This is a genomic window from Gaoshiqia sp. US2 (assembly GCF_059705485.1).
The window spans coordinates 2363210-2383124 of the sequence record NZ_AP048550.1 but is presented as its reverse complement, the minus strand read 5'-3'; the positions used below and the strand labels follow the sequence as shown (position 1 = coordinate 2383124).

The window sequence follows — 19915 nt, the reverse complement described above, 5'->3', positions numbered from 1 at the left end:
CTAAACATCAACCGTTAAAAATAAATGAAATGAATCCAAAAAAAGTATTAATTGCTGCAATAGTTTTATTTTTTTCGATATGCAGTTATGGACAGAAGCTGGTTGAAGTATGGAGAACCGGCCCGGTTATGAAGACTCCGGAATCGGTTCTGTATGATGCCGGAACCGGTTTGATCTACGTGGCCAACATCAATGAAAACCCTTCGGAGAAGGACGGGAATGGCTTTATTTCGCAACTGAATACCGATGGGACCGTTAAAACGATGGAATGGGTTACCGGACTGAGCGCTCCCAAAGGGATGGCGGTTTTTGAAGGCAAACTGTATGTTGCCGATATCGACGAACTCGTGGAAATTGACATCCGCCAGGGGAAAATAGCCAACCGTTATCCCGCTCCCGACGCCATTTTCCTGAACGACGTGGCTGTTACCAAAAACGGGATGGTTTTCGTCAGCGACAGCCGGACCAATAAAATTCATCTGCTGCATCATGGCCAGTTTACCGCATGGCACGAAGGTGATCCGCTGAACGGTATAAACGGATTGTATACCGAGGGTGAAAAACTGTATATTGGTTCACAAAAAATCCAGGTAGCTGATATCAAAACAAAAACAATTAAAGATTTGCAGGATGATTGTCAGGGAATTGACGGGCTGGAAAAAGATCAGAAAGGGAATTTTGTATTTTCCAATTGGCCCGGGCGTATTTTCTATCTCAAAGACGGCAAAATGACCAAAATGTGGGACTCGACAGAGGAAAAGATCAACACGGCCGACCTGTTTTTCGCAAAAGAACTGAATTTGCTGCTGGTCCCGACTTTTTTCGACAACCAGGTTGTCGCCTATCAAATAAGCTATTAAACACGACCATCAATTCAAACCTTTAAATCGAAAAACCATGACAAAAGGAAAAATCGCTGAAAAAAGTCCGGCTATGCTGGAAATGGAGCCCGGCACCTATTGGTGGTGCGCGTGCGGGCAGAGTAGCAATCAGCCATTCTGCGACGGCTCGCACAAAGGAACCGGTTTTAGTCCGAAAGAAGTGACGATCGAAACAAAGCAAACGGTTTTCTGGTGCCGGTGCAAACAAACCGACAATCCGCCGTTTTGCGACGGATCACACCGGTCGTTATAAATCATCCTTCCTTCTTCCGGTCTCCCTTTATAAAAGCCATCGGGTTATAAAAAATCCGGTCGCGTAACTCGGCCTGACGAGTCAACCTCCAACGGTCAACATAGGAGATTATTTTCCGCAGCAGGTCGAAATACAGAGCGATCATCAGGAATACGGTAAATAACCACATAACCAGGATGTTAAACAAGGCGGTTTCAATCCTGACCTTTCCGATGTATTTATACGCCGAGTAAAAATGAGCCGAGCCGTTCCGGTAAACCGGACTCCGGTAAACGGGTTCATCACCCTGGTAAATCCGGTTGTTGGACAGGTACAACTTATGCAGCGAATATTTATCATGAAGCAGGGCTTCCAGCTTTTTGCAGACGTACTTATTCCTGAAATCCATCATTTTTTCGGTGTCTCCTCCAAACCGGGACAACAGCTGGTTCTGTTTTTCATCCAGAAGAGCGCTCGCTGCTCCGTACCGTTTGTGGTATTCATTTTTTGCCAGGGCCAGGTAATCAGCTAAACGGTCAAAATCCTGCTGCTGAAAACCGTTCTGTCCAATTCGATGCACCGTCATGACCACAGAATCTGATGGAGGATTGACGGAGCGAAGCAGCTCATCAAACGAATTTCTCAGGACGGGAACGAGTAAGCCGGCCTCTTCCCTTTCTCCTTTCAGTAGTATGCGTTCATAGGCTTTTAGTCTTTTCTCCACTTCAGGCAAAAAGTAATAGGCTTTAAAGCCCAGTTCGTTTTTCTCCCTTTCTTCCTCAAAGAAATTGCGCCGATACCGGTTATTTTTGAATTGATTAACAGCCAGCGCTTCATACGACCAGCGCGACACCATCATGTCGCCAATCAACGGCGTTTTATCGTAACTGCTAAGCGAATAGTGCATTTTGTTGAAATCGACAATCACCCCGCTGAGCAGTAGCTGGGGCACCAGCATCAGCGGAATCAGGATGTAGATGGCTACGGCGGAGTCGAGACCGGCCGAAAGGTTTAAGCCCAGCAGGTTGGCAAAACAGGCAGTTGAAAAGAGGATAGCCCAGGTTGAAAAAGTCAGATCCCTGATTTCGAGCATGTAATGCCCGATAAGTACGAACGAAAGCACCTGAATGGCTGAAATCATAAACAGCATCAGTATTTTCGACACGAAATAGGCCCCGCGGCTCAAATCCAGAAATTCTTCGCGCTTTCGGATTTTTCGGTCCTTAAAAATTTCTTCAGCGCTGATGCTCAGCCCGATAAACAAGGCTACGACTACGCTCATAAACAGAAAGGCCGGGATGTTGTCGTTTTCGCTGAATAAATACCTGCCGGCATCGGAAAACTTGGAAAAAAACCCAAGAATAACTGCCAGGATGGGCGCTTCGAGCAAGGCAATGGCCAAATATTGTTTATTGGAACGCTTCGACGCAAAATCGCGTTTTATAAATAATTTGAGTTGTTTAATCCAACCGGGTGTTTTGAAGATCACCTCCGGGAATTTTTCTTCCGACACCGGGTTCATCTGCATAAATTCAACAACCCGTGGTTCCACTTTCTCCTGGTAGTTCTGGTACCATTCGGCAGGTGATATTTTCCGGCGGCGGATACTTTTCCCAAACGGGTCGACCATGCGTGATTCGATAATCCGGAGCGGCTGTTCGGTTTTCACATTTCCGCAGGCCATGCACTCGCTTTCGTCGGGATTGACATAGTTGGCCTGGTGTTTAAAATAGGTAATGGCATCCATCGGGTTACCAAAGAAAACAACACGGCCGCCTTTGTCCATAACAATCATGCGTTCGAACAGCTTGTAGATGTCGCTTGACGGCTGATGGATGTTGGCAAAAACCAGGCGTCCTTTCTGGCATTGGCGTTTCAGCAGGTACATTACTTTTTCGGAGTCGGCTGATGAAAGTCCCGATGTCGGTTCATCCACAAACAGGATGGAAGGTTCCCGCATCAGCTCAAGCGCAATGTTTAGCCGTTTGCGTTGGCCGCCGCTCAGAATTTTCTTCAGGGGGTTGCCAACAACCAGGTCGCGGGCTTCTACCAGATCAAAATCTATTAAGGTTTGCCGGATGATTTCTTCAATCTGTCCGTGATTCATATTCCCGAAACAAAAGCGCGCATTAAACAGAAGATTCTGGTATACAGTCAGTTCCTCAAGCAGCAGGTCATCCTGGGGTACATAGCCGATCACTCCTTTCAGGATCTCTTCATTTTTCGGGTCGTGCAAGTCATACCCGTTGATGGTTATTTTACCGCCATGTGGTTTCAGTTTGCCGTTTAACACGTTCAGCAAGGTGGTTTTGCCAACGCCGCTTCCTCCAAGTATGCCCACCAAGTCGCCCGAGCGTTCCTGAAAGCTCACCGGATACAATCCGTAAACACGTTTATTGAATCGGTATTCAATATTCTCAACATTCAATACAATGCGCGGTTTTCCTTTTTCCTGGATGAACCGGCTCATCACGCTGCTGTAGTATATCGGGATGATGCGTGACGTTTTTAGAATCCCTCCCTGCGGGAAAATGTAAAGCCGGTTTTGGGTGAGCCGGTGTGCATTCAGATAAAGGTTACGGGGGCCCCAGTATTTGAAAAATAAGGTATTGGTGCTTGAAATCCGGATAAGCTCAATCTCAACCTGTTGATTTTCTCGGTATAAATGCTGGATTTCCTTATCGTGATATTCTTTGTTACCGTTTACAACGAACAGACAGCTTTTATCCTTTACTTTTTCGATTGAAAAAAGGTAAAAGCGGTACAGGTTTTCATATTCCAGTGGGTCAATCTTTAAACCCGAGGCTACGATATTGACCATTTTCAAGTCGTCAATATTCAGGCCTTCTGCTCTTTTTATGAAGTTTAGCAGTTGCGAGACAATCGTGAAGCGGGTGTTCAGGTCGAAATTACTGACAATGGCGCTGCAAATGTTGTGCAGGTAGTTTTTATTGATAAAGCGCTCACCTTTGCCATTGTCTTTATAAAATATTTCCCGGTTTTCGATGTGGTAATAGTGCACGTAATTTTGGTAAAGAACCATATATTTCTCGACCAGCTCCCGGTTGAAATTTTCTTTCAGGTAGGATTCCACCAGCAATTCGGATTCGGAAGACAGCTTTTTCCGAAAATCGGTGATGATGGCAAACAGCTTGATCAGTGTTTCAATGATACTTTCGTACATCTGCCGGAAATTTGTGAAACGCCCTTGTTGTCAGGTCAAAGTTTAACGTCAGGTTTTTAGCTTGCGGTGGCAACATTTCTGGATTAGTTGCAACAGAACGAAAAAAACGGGTTTCTGCATCCGTTCGTTCCGGCCACAAAAACCCGTTTTAAAACGATTGTCACCAATTATTGCTGCACATAACTTTCTCTGATTTTTGCCACGGTTTCGGACAGTTCAGTGACCTGTTTCTCTGTCATTGAACTGGTCCCCTCTTCCAGAGCGTAAATGGCATTTATTTGTTTAATATCCAGATAGACATCTTTCAACAGCTCAGATTCTGCATGATTGCTCAGCATATTCTCCAGATCGATCAGCGGCTCTTTCTGGAAAAGAATGGCTTCGATCAGTTTCGGATTCTGGAAGGTATTTTCAGAAATATTTGTGGTCAGGTAAAGACCTTCGATCACTGTACCACTCAAAACCAGGTACGACAGTTCGGTACGGCCTTGCTGGTTCAAATAGGAATAAGCCCGCTGGAACATGTCTGTAACAATGTCGACCAGCACTTCCTTGTTGTCGATGTTGGCATCGATTTGTTCCGGCAGGTTTTTGTCGAATGCCGAGGTAAAATCAAGTTCACGGACCAGGTTTTCACTGGCTTTAAAATAATCCTGAATATCTGATTTCTGGTTGTAGGTGGTGGCATAAGCCAGGTCGGCCGTGTAAATACCCAGGTTAACGGCCTTGCTGAATTCGGAGAGGTAACCGCTCGCTTTTTCAGGTTTGTTGGCAATTCCAACAATATAGCTGGCCTCAATCTCATTGAGCATATTGGTTACTTCAAATGCTGAAGGCAACGGATAAGCATATTCTTCAATTTCTTGTTTGATGGTTTCTTCGACCTGTGCCCCATGCTTTTTGTCAGTTTTCCCGGTACACCCGATAAAGCCGGATGAAAGCAGTCCGGCAGCCATAGCCAGAGAAACGAATTTGTATGCTCTTGATGTTTTCATTTGAATGGTTTTTGTTGTTATTCTTAGTTATACATTTAATATCGGCATTTCGACAGAAATATCCCCAGGTAAGGCCATCTGTCATTTACTGAATTTTTTTAGCTAAAATAATATAAAATTGTTCGCTTCTGATTAAAATGACGATGATTTATTAACAGATTACCTGGAACTGATCAGCCGGATAAATTCTTCGCGGGTGGCTACCCGTTCAAAGGCGCCGGTAAAGTCGGAAGTTGTGGTCACCGAATGTTGCTTTTGTATGCCGCGCATTTGCATACATAAGTGCTGTGCTTCGATAACAACAGCTACTCCAAGCGGGTTGAGGGTATTGTGGATACATTCTTTTATTTGGGTAGTCAGCCGTTCCTGCACCTGAAGCCGGCGGGCGAAGGCGTCAACCACCCGGGCAATTTTACTGAGTCCGGTGATGTAGCCATTGGGAATATAGCCCACATGCGCTTTCCCGATAAAGGGTAACATGTGGTGCTCGCACATCGAGAAAATCTCGATATCTTTTACGATCACCATTTGACGGTAATCTTCTTTAAACATGGCATCGCGCAGCATGCCCTCGGGATCCTGATCATAGCCCTGAAGTAAAAACTGCATGGCCTTGGCCACACGCATGGGTGTTTTCTGCAGGCCTTCGCGTTTTACATCTTCGCCAAGAAGATCAATTATCCGGGCATAATAATCACTGATTTTCGTGGTCGTTTCGGCGTCAAATTTGTCAATCCGCTGATAATTGCCCGATTCGTCGTTAAATGAATGTTCCATCTTTTGTTATTCCGGTTGTGCGTTGAACTCTTTGAGCCGACAAAGGTAAACGATATTATGCCATCATGAACGTATTTCCGTATCCGGAAACAAAGAAAGTGTCACTAAAGCTTATTTGTCCCGGGTAAATACCCACTTGTCATCCTTCGATAACTGATTGTTAAAATAATAACCTTCCAGATCGAATGCTTTCAGGTCTTCCGGGTTTGTAATTTTATTCTGAATCATGAACCGGTTCATCAGGCCGCGCGCTTTCTTAGCGAAAAATGAAATGATGATGTATTTTCCGTTTTTATTGTCTTTAAATTCGGGACTAATGATTTGTCCGTCTATTTTCGACGAATCGATTGCTTTGAAATATTCAGCCGAGGCCAGGTTAATCAATACGCCGCCGTTTTTTTTCACGTCCTCGTTTAGCCTGGCTGTAATCTTTTCTTTCCAGAAGTTATACAAATCTTTCGCCGGACCGATTTCCAGTTTTGTGCCCATTTCCAACCTGTACGGCTGAATCAGGTCAAGTGGTTTTAACAAACCATATAAGCCCGAGATAATCCGGATTTTTTCCTGAGCCAGTTTCAAGTCTTCTTCAGAAAAGACCGACGGTTTCATTCCTTCATACACATCGCCGTTGAATGCAAAAATAGCCGGTTTGGCATTTTGGGGGGTAAAGGGTGTCCCCCACTGAAGGTTCCGTTCAACATTCAGTGTTGCCAATTTAGCCGAAATGCCCATCAATTTGATCAGACCGGATACATTCAACCGCTTTAAATGCAGGTTGATTCTTTCGGCGTCCTCAATAAATTCAGGTTGCGAATAAAAACCGACAGGGGAATGCGTCTCAAAATCAAGGGATTTCGCGGGTGAAATAATGGTGATCATGTGGCGTTATTTTTTTTTACTTAAACTGTTTTTTTTGTCTAAAGGTTTACCTAATCTCTGCGAATTAGTTGCACGACGTTTTCAACATGGTGTGTATGCGGAAACATATCAACCGGTTGGACTTTTGTAAGCCGGTAATATTCGTCCATTAACGACAGGTCGCGTGCCTGGGTGGCCGGGTTGCAGCTTACATAAACAATCCGTTCGGGCGATGCGCTTAAAATGGCTTTCACCACGTCTTCGTGCATCCCGGCGCGCGGCGGATCGGTGATGATTACATCCGGCCGGCCATGCTGGCTTATGAAAGCTTCATTCAGCACATCTTTCATATCGCCGGCATAAAACAGGGTGTTCCCGATGTTGTTGATGGACGAGTTCACCCGGGCATCGTCGATGGCTTCTTTCACGTATTCGACACCAATGACCTTTTTAGCCCCCGATGCCACAAAGTTGGCGATGGTGCCGGTTCCGGTATATAAATCGTAAACCACTTCTTCTCCGGTCAGCCCGGCAAAATCGCGGGCCACTTTATACAATTCAAAGGCTTGCGCCGCGTTGGTCTGGTAAAAACTTTTGGGGCCTATTTTAAACCGTAAGCCGTCCATTTCTTCAAAAATATGGTCGGTTCCTTTGAATACGCGGATCTCCTGATCGGTAATCGTATCGTTTCCCTTCTCATTAATCACGTACAGGATGGAGCTTAATTCGGGAAACCGGTCAGCAACAGCCCTCAGAAGGGCATTCTGAGCATCCTCATCTTCATAATAAAAAACCACAATCAGCATATTTTCGCCGGTTGATGAGGTACGTATGATCATGTTACGCAGAAAGCCTTGCTGTTTCCGGATATCAAAAAATGACAGTCCGTTTTCGAGGGCATAACTGCGGATAAAATTACGCAGGGCATTCGACGGTTCGGCTTGCAGCCAGCACTTTTCAATGTCGATGATCTTATCAAACAATCCGGGGATATGAAACCCGAGCGCATTCATTTGCTCCGGGAGCAAGTCTTGACCCATTTCGTCGGGACTGAGCCATCGTTTGTTCGAAAAACTGAATTCCAGCTTATTGCGGTAAAACTGATGCTCTTTTGATCCCAGGATGGGGCTGATTTCGGGTAACTGAATACGGCCCAGGCGACGCAGCTGATCTTCCACCTGCTTTTGTTTGTAAAAGAGCTGTTTTTCGTATGGAAGGTATTGCCACTTGCAACCACCGCAAACCCCAAAGTGTTTGCAGAAAGCGTCAATCCGGTCGGCCGATTTCTCAAGCAGTTGAGTCACCCGGGCTTCCTGGTAGTTCTTGCGTTTTTTGGTTACCTGCAAATTAACCACATCACCCGGAATGACATGCGTGGTAAAAACAACCATCTCGTTAACGCGGGCAATGGCTTTTCCTTCTGCTCCGATATCTGTAATCCTGACTCCCTCGTAAAAAGGGTTATTTTTGCGACTTCTACCCATGAGTATTGAAAATTTCAACAAAAATAATCAAAACTAAAAAACCTTCACGATTTCTTTTCGGCAACTTTGGATAATCCCAATAACATTATTCCTTACATGGCACGGTTGCAAAACAGCGTCAGCGTAAGAGTATGGCTGCATACGTATGCAAGTCTTCTTCAACATCTCCGGAATATCCACCTTATGTTATTCAACTGGATATGAACGATGAACGATTAACGAATCCAACATTCTTCTTTATTTAAGTCTTCGCAGTTCCAAATCCAGTGTGTCACCGGTTAAATACATGATATCTTTGGAAAAATGACCTTTCGACCACACTTACCGATTCATAATGGCATTGTTGTCGGTCATTTTAAGCTGTCTCTAATGGTTGAGACTTTTTTTACATAATTTCACATGAGGCTTATTCACCATTCTCTACCCTCTTTTTCAAATGCTCATTCATCGATTCAAAACCTTTCGCGGTATTATTCTCAAGTTGTTTTTTGAACAGTGAGACAAGTATTCCTTTGAATATTTCGCTATGTACGAAAGTAGTTGTTCCATTTTTGTTGTCAATTAGTTCAAACTTATGCTCGCCATCAAACAGCCCTTTGAATAATAGTTTGCCTATCCAACGAAACTCTCTATTTTCGGTAAACGCCAAAATGATTGGCTTAAATGTCATCCCTTTTTCATCGGGTGGCGCAATGCTCACCGTTATTTGACTTCCAACTTTTGCATTTCCTGTAATGCTTTTTATGAAAGGATTCCATTCCGGGTAGCGCTCAAAATCTGCCAATACCGACCATACTTTATCAGGTCGCGCATTGATCACTATTTCGGTTTTAATTTCCTTCGCCATAAAACTTGTTTTTTGTTGTTTATAATTTCTCTTTCTTAATTCCTATTTGTTGCCTGCCGGCATTTCTTCCAATCCATAATTTGTACTTCTTCCTCCTGCCGATTCCTTTTGCCTTTCATTCAAAGATATTTTGCATGCCGATTTCAAAAGTTCGCATTAAATAAAACTCTGGTTAAAACAAAACCAGCCATGTCCATAATATGTACACGCCGCTATTTAATAATTCTGAACGAATGCTATTACCTTTGATCAGGCAGATGTCTGCTAAAACAGGACCATTGCTTTGTAAAATTGGCAATTCATATGCTATATATGCGCTTAGAACCTAACCTGATTTTCTTTTGGACAATAAGAAGTATCAGCGTTAGGTTTTTTTTTTATGCAAATCAACCCGGTAACCGGTGTTATGGTGGTTTTACACAAATTGAATGTATTCCCTTAAGGTTTGAGTTGAATAATTTACGATCAATTTAATATGGTAACCGAAATTATTCCTATTTGTATTTAAGATTGGAAAAATAAAAATAATGTGTATTTTAGTGCACATCTTTTATGTTTATTGAAATTGCGATCGATAATAATAACAGGAGTTAGAATTTTAAAATTTGTAATTGTGAGAAGTTAACAGTCTGAAGTCATAAAAAAGGATGGTTTATCACAGAGGTCATTGGGGTAAATCCGATATCCGGCTTGTCTAAAGCGGGTTATTGTTGTTTTATAGTAATCTGCGATTGTGTATTGCAGAAATCTGTCAGTATAGCTGGGTATTTTACACAAAATGGGTTCTGTCGGTGAATTGGAATTGTTCATTGCAATTACAAAGAACACTTGCGGGGGACTTATGGTTACGGGTATGGTCTAAATACTCATTTTAACCATAACAAGTATTATTCTTACTCTTTTCTACTTATTGATGCTTTATTAAAAATTCATCGGTTTGGTGAGTTTTATTCAGGCAAGAGAATTGATCTCTTACCTAGTTGATTTAATTCGAAGCTAATGCCACAGGTATGGACAGGTTAATGAATGACAATAATGCATTGAGAACCGGGAAAAGTGAATTTAGGTACATCCCAAGCCATCCGGAAATTTTCCATTTATTTGAAGAGCTTAATGTTGGATTACTCTATGTAACAGATAAACTGACCGTCAAACAGTTCAACCGGAAGGCGGCAGATATTTTAAACCTGGATTATAACAGGTACGGCTGGAATGATGAGTATGATTTAGCTGAAGATCAATGGCATTTCCTGTACGACGATTTTAATGAAATCGATAAATCGGGTTTCCCGGAATGTTTGATATCGCGGGATAAAAGTGAAATTTCACGCACCATCCTGATTAAAAATGCATACAGGGATGTAAACTGTTGGCTCAGGATCAAGGTGAAGAAAACTCCGGGATTAGGAAACAAAGAAAATTTTCTTTTGATTCTGGAGGACGCCGCTGAACCACAGAAATGGGATCACCAGTTGTACGGGCTTTATCAGATTGAACAAACGATATTGGATCAGAATGATGGAGATGATAACCTTTTAAAAGGAATATTAACTCAATTAAATGAATTGTTTCCCGGGCTAACCATGATTTATGTCGGCCAGGATGATTCGTTGATCCCGGGCAACGTCATCACAGGAATTGGAAACGGAAAAATTCCGGCTGAAGATTATCCGCCGGGAGCAGTTGAAAATACCAACTTCGATCAATTACCGAAGGAACACATTACCATCGAAAAATTATCCGTCGGGCATCTCGCGGGCCTGTACCAGGAAGCCTTGTATGAGAAAGGGATCCGAAGTACCATGACCATTCCGGTTATCCTGAACAATAAACTCCGGGGAGCGGTCCTTTTGCATGCCGATCAGGACGAATACTTTCCTTCGATGCCGATGAATCTGGTTTGGAGCATCGCCGGACTATTCCAAAAAGCGCTAAACCAAATTGAGCTGTGGAAGCAGATTGAGCGGAAGAATAAGCAATTAAAGCAAGTGAATGAAAAAAGAATTCACGAGATCGCGAAACTATCCGGCCTCAATAATGCGATTATTAAAAGTACCCAGGCAGCCATTCTGATCATTAATACCGATGGCCTGGTCGAAGGATTAAATCCGTCGGCCCGGAAATTGTTTGGTTTAAAATCGGGAGAAACTGCAAATCGCATGTCCTGTGCTGACTTTTTCCCGGATAAAGAAATTCAGAGGATGAGGGACCAACTTCGGGCAGAGGATGGAGAACCGCTTGAAAAAAATTGCGAGGTATTAATCCGGTTCTCAGCAAACAGATCTCCAAACCCGGTTGAATCCAAAATGATTACGCGTTCAGGGAAAATAATTCCGGTTTTACTGACAATCAGCGCTTTGCCAAACGGAGGAACACAGGTCGGGGAGTACGTGGTTCTCGCAGTAGATATGACTCAGATTAAATTAGCGGAACAATCGAAACTGGAAAGTGAACGGATCAAACAGGTTTTACTGGAAAACGTTCCTGATCACATTTTCCGGATTTCGAGGGATGGGACGTTCCTGGATATTTTCACATCGGATGAATCATCGATGTTTGCTACCAAAGCCGACTTTCAGGGGAAAAAAATTCCGACTTTACTTCCTCCCGAACTGGCCGCCAAAAGCATGCAGGCGCTCGAACAGGCGTTTCGGTGTAAGGACGTGGTCAGGTTCGAGTACCAGTTGCCTGTAAAACAAAAGGAGAGGTATTTTGAGAATCGCCTGGTGGCCCTGTCCGATCGGGATGCGCTGGCGATTATCCGGGATATCACCGATATGAAACTCACGGAGAACCGGCTACGGACAACCATGACACAGTTGAACTCACTGATACTCAACTTAAACATGGGAATATTGTTCGAGGATAGTTCGAGGCGGGTCGTTCTGACCAATCAATATTACTGCAAACTTTTTGGCTTCTCTTTTTCTCCTGAAGAATTAATAGGAATGGACCGATGGGAACTGGCTCGCTTATCCGGCAGAATCATTGTCTCGTCAGATACCTTCGTATCGCGGATTAACGAAATTTCGTCGAAAGGAGAATGTATTTTGGGTGAAGAATATGAACTGACGGATGGACGGGTGTTTGAACGCGATTATATCCCGATCTGGCTGAATGAAAAGCTGATCGGCCATCTTTGGCAGTACCGGGACATCACCCAGCAGAAACTAAATGAAAAATACGGGTACATCCAGCGCGACCTGCGGATCAACCTGGCAGAAATCACGAATAAGTTTGATGCCTTTAACCTGGTGATCGGTTACATGAAAAAAATCGAACAGGTTCATTGCACCTCAATCCATATCATGAATAAAGAAAACGGGGAGTTTGAGCAAGTTGCCAGCACCTGTAAAACCACTTGTTTCTCCGAAAAAAATCTTCTTTCCCAACAAAACGCCCACCTGTCTGATTTGATTCAGCAGGAGAATGTCACCGATATCCGGGCCGTGGATTTTGACCCGGAATCAACCTTTTACAAGAATTACCCGAAAGGAGTCATCAAGTTTATCCCGATCAGACAAAATCAGGTGGTCATCGGTGCGATGATCATCGAAACGAAGTCGTTAAAAGACTTGAACCCGGCTGCAAACAAGGCCATTGAAGTGATCTCGGGTTATATTGGCGATGCGCTCCTGAAAATTGAAATGCAAAATAACCTGGAACTGAGCCGGAATAATTTCCAGGTATTATTCGAAACGATCGACGATTTTATCATCGTCCTGAACAGCGAAGGGATCATCATCAAGACGAATCCCGCTGTCAGGAATCAACTTGGATATACCCAGGCTAAACTGGAAGGAAAAAACATCAAAAACGTTTGCGCTGACGACGCAAAAACAACCATCATTCAACTAATCACTCATTATCATACCAAAAAAATGGAATTATCTCAATTTTCTCTATTAGCAAAAACCGGGAGACCAATTCCGGTTGAAGCAAAAGTATTGAAAGGCACCTGGGATGGAAATGACGTATTTTACATGATGTCCAGAGACATATCCGGACGGCTGAAAGCAGAACAGGAACTAAGAGAGAGTGAAGACCGCTGGCATTTCGCCCTGGAAAGTTCAGGCGACGGTATTTGGGACTGGAATATTCCGACCAATGAAGTATTTTTTTCTCACCAGTGGAAAAAAATGTTAGGGTATGAGGAGGAGGAGATAAACGGTACGTTAAATGAATGGGAAAGCCGTATTCATCCCGAAGATATTGAACATGTGTATACCGATCTGGAAGCGCATTTCAACGGAAAATCATCGCTTTACCAAAGTGAATACAGGATGAAATGTAAAGACGGAACCTTTAAGTGGATTCTTAACCGGGGCAAAGTGATTAGCTGGTTATCGCCAGGCAAGCCCGAACGGATTGTCGGCACTCATGAGGATATATCAGCACGAAAAGCAGTGGAACACTCTCTGTCTGAGGCCCTTCAAAAAGAAAAAGAGCTGAACGAATTAAAATCGCGTTTCGTATCGATGACTTCTCACGAGTTTCGCACTCCGCTGGCCACCATCCTGATGTCGGCAGATTTGCTGGGCGCCTATTTCGACCGGATGTCGAAAAAGGAGATATCCCAAAAAATTGACCGGATAAAAAACAATGTCACCTTTCTGAAAAATATTATCGAGAAGGTGATGGACCTGTCTCACCTGGAAACCGGGAAGATGAAATTTTCACCGACAGTAATTGAAATAAATGGGTTCCTGTCAGAAATCATTCATGAACAGGTGGAGAATCTGGGAAGCAGTCACCAGATCGTGTTTGAGGAATTGGATCACGCGGTGAATGTGAAAGTCGATAAACAAATGATTAAACAGGTAATCAGCAATATGCTGGCAAATAGTTTTAAATATTCGCCTGAAGAATCGGTCGTCAAGGTGATCTTGTCATCAAAACCTGACGACATCTGCATTAAAATTACCGATCATGGAATTGGTATACCGGCCGAAGATACAGAGAAAATTTTTGAACCATTCAAGCGGGGGTCAAACGTTGAAAATATACCTGGTTCGGGTCTTGGATTGGCCTTATCGCGGCAATTTGTGCGGAGGCATGGCGGAGATATCATCCTGGAGCCGTGTGAATCAGGGGCATCCTTTTCTGTCATTTTGCCCAAATGGGTGAGATTAGATAATAAAAGAAGCAAATAGCAGGATTTACTTCTTGATATTCCTCCGGTTCGATCGGATCATTTTTATGCTCTGATTCCTGTTTGTAGTGCCAGGCAGGATAAAACAAATGGTTGTTCCTTCGTTTGGAGCGCTTTTTATCGAAAAGCTGCCGCCGTATTGCTCAATGATACGCTTCGACAAATACAGGCCAAGACCAATACCTTGCTGTTCAAAGATTTTCCGGTCGAATTGCATGAACGCATGAATACTGTTTATTTGATCGTCCGAAATACCTCTTCCACGATCCTGAACGATAACTTCAACCTGGTTTTTGTAATTAACGGTTTCGATCGTCACCTTTGTCCCCGGCGACGAAAATTTGAACGCATTATCAATCAGTTCATCCAATACAAACTGAAACAATTCCGGGTTTATCTGAAGCTTGCAGGCTGCCGGCTTAAGAATTAAATCATCCGGCCGGTGGTAAACAGAAGCTATTCTATTCGCCGTTTTTTCTGTTAGCCCCGCAACATCGTCAATAATTTTGGTTGACCGTTTTGTATCAGATAATTCCAGCTCGACAAAAATCAGGTACTTTGTTACAATAGATGACAAATTCTGGCAACTTTCATAGATGGAATCTCCGAGTTCGGCCATTTCTTCTGTCGTCAGGCTGTCGGCATTGTTTTTAATCATACCGCTCATCCCTAAAATGATATTCAGGGATGTTCTGAATTCGTGCGGTATGGACTTAATTATATTTGCCTTAACCTGGTTCAGCAGCTCGTTTGAGATCATTTCAAATTGATTAAACTTTGTAATTTGGGTGAATATCGAGTTTAACAGTTCTTCTCTCGAAAATGGTTTGATCAGGTAATCATCGGCTCCCAGCTCCATTCCTTTTCTGATATCTGCCCGGTCGGACAGGGCCGTGATGAAAATAAAAGGGATAATAGCTGTTTTCAGGTTTTCTTTTAGCTGAGAAAGAACAACAAATCCATCCGGTTCCGGCATCATAATGTCACACAAAATAACATCGGGCAGTAATTGACCGGCCAAACGAATACCTTCTGTTCCGGATGAGGTCTCAATCACCTCGTATCCTTCAAATTTTAAAGTTTCTGAAATTTCTCCTCTAAGTTCCTGCTTGTCTTCAATAATCAAAATCGTTTTTTTCCTGTTATTTCTCTGTGGCCACACCATAATAATAAAACCATTTTAATTGTTTTCATGGAAATAGCAAACAATATAATTATTCGAATCGCAGCGTAAAGGTAAATGGTAGTTTTAATATTCATCAATCTCACCTGTGTACAAGACGTGGACAACCGACGAAACAGTAAACAATAAAAACCCCGGAGGGGCAATTCCGGGGTTATAAAATGCACCGCGTGCATTTGGAGTTTTTGTTTATTGGTAAGGAAGATATGAGGCATCACTTCACCTTACCCTCAGTATGACAAGAAAAATCAGGACTTGAGATTTTTCTTTTGACTATACAAATGAACACAATTTCGGGCTAACAGGCGATTTTCGGGCGTGTACATATCATGGACACAATTATTTTTTTGATAGTAAGCTGAATTTTGAATCGCATTTATGATCATCATCCCGCCCTGACTGGTGGAACTGTTTTCTGTTTTGCTCAATTGGTAAATGAGTGGACATTAAACGATTGCATAAACATCAGCAAATCATCTTTCTTACCCAGTCCGAGCTTCTTTTTTAACCGGTAGCGGCTTTTCCTCACACTTTCGGGCGATATATTCAGCATCTCCGCAATTTGGTTGGTATTTAAGCCGGTAATCATCGCGGCAGTCATCACCAGTTCGTACTGTGTCAGGTGCGAAAAATGCTGCGAAAAATTCGACAAAAAATGCGGATATACCTGGTTGAATTTCAGTTGAAAGACCGTCAGGTTGTCCGACAGCATGGTCTTCCTGCTAATTTTGGTTTGAAGTTCGCCCAGCAGGATCTTTTGCGAGGTATCCAGGTTATTTTTTTGCAGCTCATGCTGAATCAGATCTTTGAGGTTTTTAATGATGTTGTTGGTTTCAATCACATTCATCGCCTCGCTCATCATCGTCATCTCTTTGTCTTGCAGTTGTTTTTTTAACGACTCGTTGTCGGTAGATATCTCTTCAATAATCGAGCTTTGTTCTTCGGTCACTTCTTTCAACCGGGTGATTTCGAAACTCAGCTTTGATTCAATTTCTCCGATAATTTGCCTTATTTTATGTTCCAGACCTGAAAACTTCTCCAGTCGGGTATTGATCGCTAAGATCAGTTCTTCGCGCGTAAATGGTTTCGTCAGGTAGTCATCGGCTCCCAGCGACATCCCTTTCCGGATATCATTCCGGGCATCCAGCGCGGAAACAAAAATAAAAGGGGTTAAGGTAAATGCAGCATCCTGCCGCAGGCGATGCAGAAAATCGAAACCATTCATGTCAGGCATCATGATATCACACAGGATCAGATCGGGCCGATGAGCCATGGCAGCGTCGAGTCCCTCAACGCCATTTTTGGCCATGACAACATTAAAACCCTCAAATTTGAGGATATCGGCAATGCCCATCCTCAAATCTTCTTCATCTTCAACAAGCAATATTTTGGGCATAGAAACAGCTATTTTTACATATTATTTTTGCAAAATACAAAATCTTAAACTGTTTTCAAATGCTGTTTTTGAAATAACCTGAGAACAAATTCAGGCTTGTACCTCAAGTTCAACGATATTCAAATTTTATTATTCAAAAATAGTTCGTTATGTCCACGATATGTCCAAAGATGATATTTGGTTTAATAGGCAGTATTTATGTTACTTTGTACAACAACATCAGGATCATACTAAACTCTATTATGATCTTTATAAAACCAGATTTGCTTTTTCAGAATCCCAAAAGTCGAGCAATTTCATACTTTTGGGATTTTTTGTTTTGTTAGCGCTGGTAATTTTCGTCATCACGATTCAGGACGATATTCCCGACATCCACCAAGTCACCCAACTCGTCCGGCCGGATGGTGAAAGGAATTGTCCGGGCAGTTTTTTTCAAAATCTGAAGTTGTTGCTGATCGATGCTCAATACATATCTTCCCGGGCGAAGGCCAAAATAAGCGAAATAGCCATCCGGTTCGGATTGGATTCTGGCAATCTGTTTGCCCGATTCGTCGGTTACACAAACCAGCACGCGGCCCAGTCCTTCCTGATGGTCGTCCAGCACCATTCCCGATACTTCGCCCATCGGGAGCACCGGGACCCTGATCTTTTTAAACTGGTTCGGATCCAGGCAAACGCGGATGTTTTTTTTGCCAAGCCGCCAGGCGATATTCTCAAAATCAGATTCATCCAAAACCAGGGTGTAATCAACAAACGGCTCCATGCCGGTGATACAGATGACCGGATCTTTTTCATGCCGGACAATCTGCCCCCCGCTGCATCTTACCTTCAACTCGTCGGTTAGCGGTTCGCCTGTGTCCCGTATCCCGTTAAAATTGATGTCGATAAAAGCTTCGATTAAAATGCCGCTGCGCCCCACCGACGAACGGTTGTCTGCATGGACATTCTTCCCGCCAAAAGCAAAACTTCCGCTGGCCCCCAGCGAGCTTTGTACCTGCCTGTTACTGAAATAAGTGGATAAATAGGTGGACATGAAGGACAAATCATAGCGGAACGACAAGTTAAAGCTCCTGTAGTTGCTCAGCATGTTGTTCTCAAACCCCAGCGACAGATAACCTTGCCGGGAGAAACGTTTTTCCAGGTCGGTTTTGAAAGAGATCAGTTGCCCGGTTGTATAGTTGTATTGCAGGGAAGGGCGAAAGGTGATTTTTTTTTTCAGCTTCGCACTCAGCGAAACATTCGTATAAACAGTCAGTGATCCCAGGCTGGTCCAGTTCAGGTAGTTACCGGCATTTGCGCTGTAGTTCCGGTAATAGCCCGAAAGCAGCAATTCACCGTTATTATAGGTGAAGTTGGAATAAACGTATTGCCGTAGCGTGCCGCGGGCATATCCCGAAAGCATGCCAAGGCATAGCGGGACCGATAGGTTGGCAAGCCTTTCCTCCTGGTAGTTATAGATAATCGCCTTTTGTCCTTCCTTATAGCGGGAATACTCGAGCGCCAGCATGATATTGCCGGGCAGGTGATAGTTTAGCGTGAATTTTCCCCTTACCCGGTGAGCATAGTCGCCTGTGACGATCAATTTCGGCACTGGCTGAAAAGTAAAACCAACAAAAGGAATTTCGGGATGATCAACGGAAGAGAGGTATTCGACACCCGCGCCGGCAGTCAGCCAACGGGTAAAACCGTAATGGGTTTCGGCCCTTCCAAAACGCGAGTTCAATGTGTCAAGGACCATTCCTCCGCTGGCGGTGTATTCAAATTCTCCCGGCGGGAGCATGTTGTAGGGCATGTTGAATATTTTTTCTTCGGAACGTTCTTCGCCGTTTGGCCCGTAAAAACGCAAAGTGACCTGGCTGGAACCGTAAACCATGGGTACCCTGAAAGTATAAAAGCCCGAAGCGTCGGCCGTAGTAAAATCAACCAGCACTTTGTTGATGTATAACTCCACGGTCCAATCCGGCTCCGTATATTGGGCGATCAGGTAATCGCCCACAGCTTTGCGGACGGTGGTAGGGGTATTGGTCACGGTAAAACCATCTACAGGCGAAAGCACCGACGCGATGCTCCTGTTGCTGATCCTGCCCAGTTGCACCTGCCGGGCGAGCGTGCCACCATTATTCACGTACCTCCACGAATAACGCTGGCGGTATTTGTCCAGTCCATAGCGGTCGGAATAATTTAGCCAGATGTTGGTTTCTCCGCCCAGCGCCTCAGCGCCAATGCCCAGCCCGGCCCGTGTTTCTCCCGTATAGCTCCGCGACTGATTGGTCGAGAATGACCAATCGGCTGTGCCAAACCTGAACCAATGATACTCACGGGAAATGAGCGAATCATAAAGCGCCTCATTTTTGATCTTTCTCAGGTTTTCGCGGGCTTTTTCCAGTTTCATGATCCTGACAAGCGGCAGTTCGAAACCCGCGCTGAATTTTGCTGAAAGGCTCCGGAAGCTGAAACTGATTGTGAAGCCGAACACCCGCTCCAGCACTTCTTCCCGGAGAAAAAGCACGCCCATGTCCATCACCGCCTCCCCCGGAGCAAAGTCATTCTTTTTGCCCTGCCAGACAATGTATTGGTTGGTATAGTCAATCTCAAAAACCTGCTTGTCTGAGTTGATGTAACCTTGCAGTGTTTGCCCGTCCTCAGATGTTTTCCGGTAGATCTTCAGAAAGCCGAACAACTCATCAACAGGAAGGTAAAAACCGGACGGTTCTTCATAAAGCGCCTGGAAATTCCGGTAACCGATCTGTTCAAAAAAGATGGTTACGTTAAAATTATCATATTCCGGCGCGTCTGTAATTTGCCCCCGGACCGGCAACCATGCAAAAAAAAGGACCAGCAGGGGATAATGTTCAAGGATCTTTTTACGGTTCAGCCGGGATAAAATAAATCTAATCATCAGGCGACAAGGTTATTGAAGAGGATT

At 43.8% G+C, this 19915-nt stretch carries 12 protein-coding genes; 3 read left to right on the top strand and 9 right to left on the bottom strand.

The window, feature by feature from the left end:
• Positions 1–29: 29 nt before the first annotated feature.
• Positions 30–860 carry an SMP-30/gluconolactonase/LRE family protein gene (locus tag AC6H3C_RS09435; RefSeq protein WP_497520523.1) on the top strand — a complete coding sequence of 277 codons (831 nt, stop codon included), beginning with the start codon at positions 30–32 and terminating at the stop codon, positions 858–860.
• A gap of 37 nt (positions 861–897) precedes the next feature.
• Positions 898–1134: a CDGSH iron-sulfur domain-containing protein gene (locus AC6H3C_RS09430; RefSeq protein ID WP_497520522.1), complete on the top strand. Its 237-nt coding sequence runs from the start codon at positions 898–900 to the stop codon at positions 1132–1134.
• A gap of 1 nt (position 1135) precedes the next feature.
• Here AC6H3C_RS09430 and AC6H3C_RS09425 read toward each other — a convergent pair whose 3' ends face one another.
• The 6 genes from AC6H3C_RS09425 to AC6H3C_RS09400 all read right to left on the bottom strand — a co-directional run bounded on the left by AC6H3C_RS09425 (position 1136) and on the right by AC6H3C_RS09400 (position 9258).
• Positions 1136–4297, bottom strand: a complete 3162-nt coding sequence (locus tag AC6H3C_RS09425) for an ATP-binding cassette domain-containing protein (protein WP_497520521.1) — start codon at positions 4295–4297, stop codon at positions 1136–1138.
• A 167-nt stretch (positions 4298–4464) separates the two neighbouring features.
• Positions 4465–5292 carry a hypothetical protein gene (locus AC6H3C_RS09420; RefSeq protein ID WP_497520520.1) on the bottom strand — a complete coding sequence of 276 codons (828 nt, stop codon included), beginning with the start codon at positions 5290–5292 and terminating at the stop codon, positions 4465–4467.
• A gap of 159 nt (positions 5293–5451) precedes the next feature.
• Positions 5452–6069, bottom strand: coding sequence for a GTP cyclohydrolase I FolE (gene folE / locus AC6H3C_RS09415; RefSeq protein WP_497520519.1), 618 nt, complete (start codon positions 6067–6069; stop codon positions 5452–5454).
• 111 nt (positions 6070–6180) lie between these two features.
• A complete protein-coding gene (yaaA, locus tag AC6H3C_RS09410; RefSeq protein WP_497520518.1) occupies positions 6181–6948 on the bottom strand; it encodes a peroxide stress protein YaaA in 768 nt (255 codons plus the stop codon).
• Positions 6949–6998: 50 nt separating this feature from the next.
• Entirely contained in the window at positions 6999–8411 is a 1413-nt protein-coding gene (gene rlmD, locus AC6H3C_RS09405) for a 23S rRNA (uracil(1939)-C(5))-methyltransferase RlmD (protein WP_497520517.1), read from the bottom strand.
• Positions 8412–8817: 406 nt separating this feature from the next.
• The gene (locus AC6H3C_RS09400) at positions 8818–9258 is read right to left on the bottom strand and encodes an SRPBCC family protein (RefSeq protein ID WP_497520516.1); all 441 of its coding nucleotides are present in this window, start codon (positions 9256–9258) and stop codon (positions 8818–8820) included.
• 1010 nt (positions 9259–10268) lie between these two features.
• Here AC6H3C_RS09400 and AC6H3C_RS09395 point away from each other — a divergent pair.
• Entirely contained in the window at positions 10269–14411 is a 4143-nt protein-coding gene (locus tag AC6H3C_RS09395; protein WP_497520515.1) for a PAS domain-containing sensor histidine kinase, read from the top strand.
• 6 nt (positions 14412–14417) lie between these two features.
• On the opposite strand, the gene AC6H3C_RS09390 is transcribed toward AC6H3C_RS09395, so the two are convergent.
• From AC6H3C_RS09390 to AC6H3C_RS09380, 3 genes are all read right to left on the bottom strand, one after another.
• Positions 14418–15536, bottom strand: a complete 1119-nt coding sequence (locus tag AC6H3C_RS09390; protein ID WP_497520513.1) for a hybrid sensor histidine kinase/response regulator — start codon at positions 15534–15536, stop codon at positions 14418–14420.
• Positions 15537–16017: 481 nt separating this feature from the next.
• A complete protein-coding gene (locus AC6H3C_RS09385) occupies positions 16018–16989 on the bottom strand; it encodes a response regulator (RefSeq protein WP_497520512.1) in 972 nt (323 codons plus the stop codon).
• A gap of 322 nt (positions 16990–17311) precedes the next feature.
• Positions 17312–19888 carry a hypothetical protein gene (locus AC6H3C_RS09380; protein WP_497520511.1) on the bottom strand — a complete coding sequence of 859 codons (2577 nt, stop codon included), beginning with the start codon at positions 19886–19888 and terminating at the stop codon, positions 17312–17314.
• Positions 19889–19915: the final 27 nt, after the last annotated feature.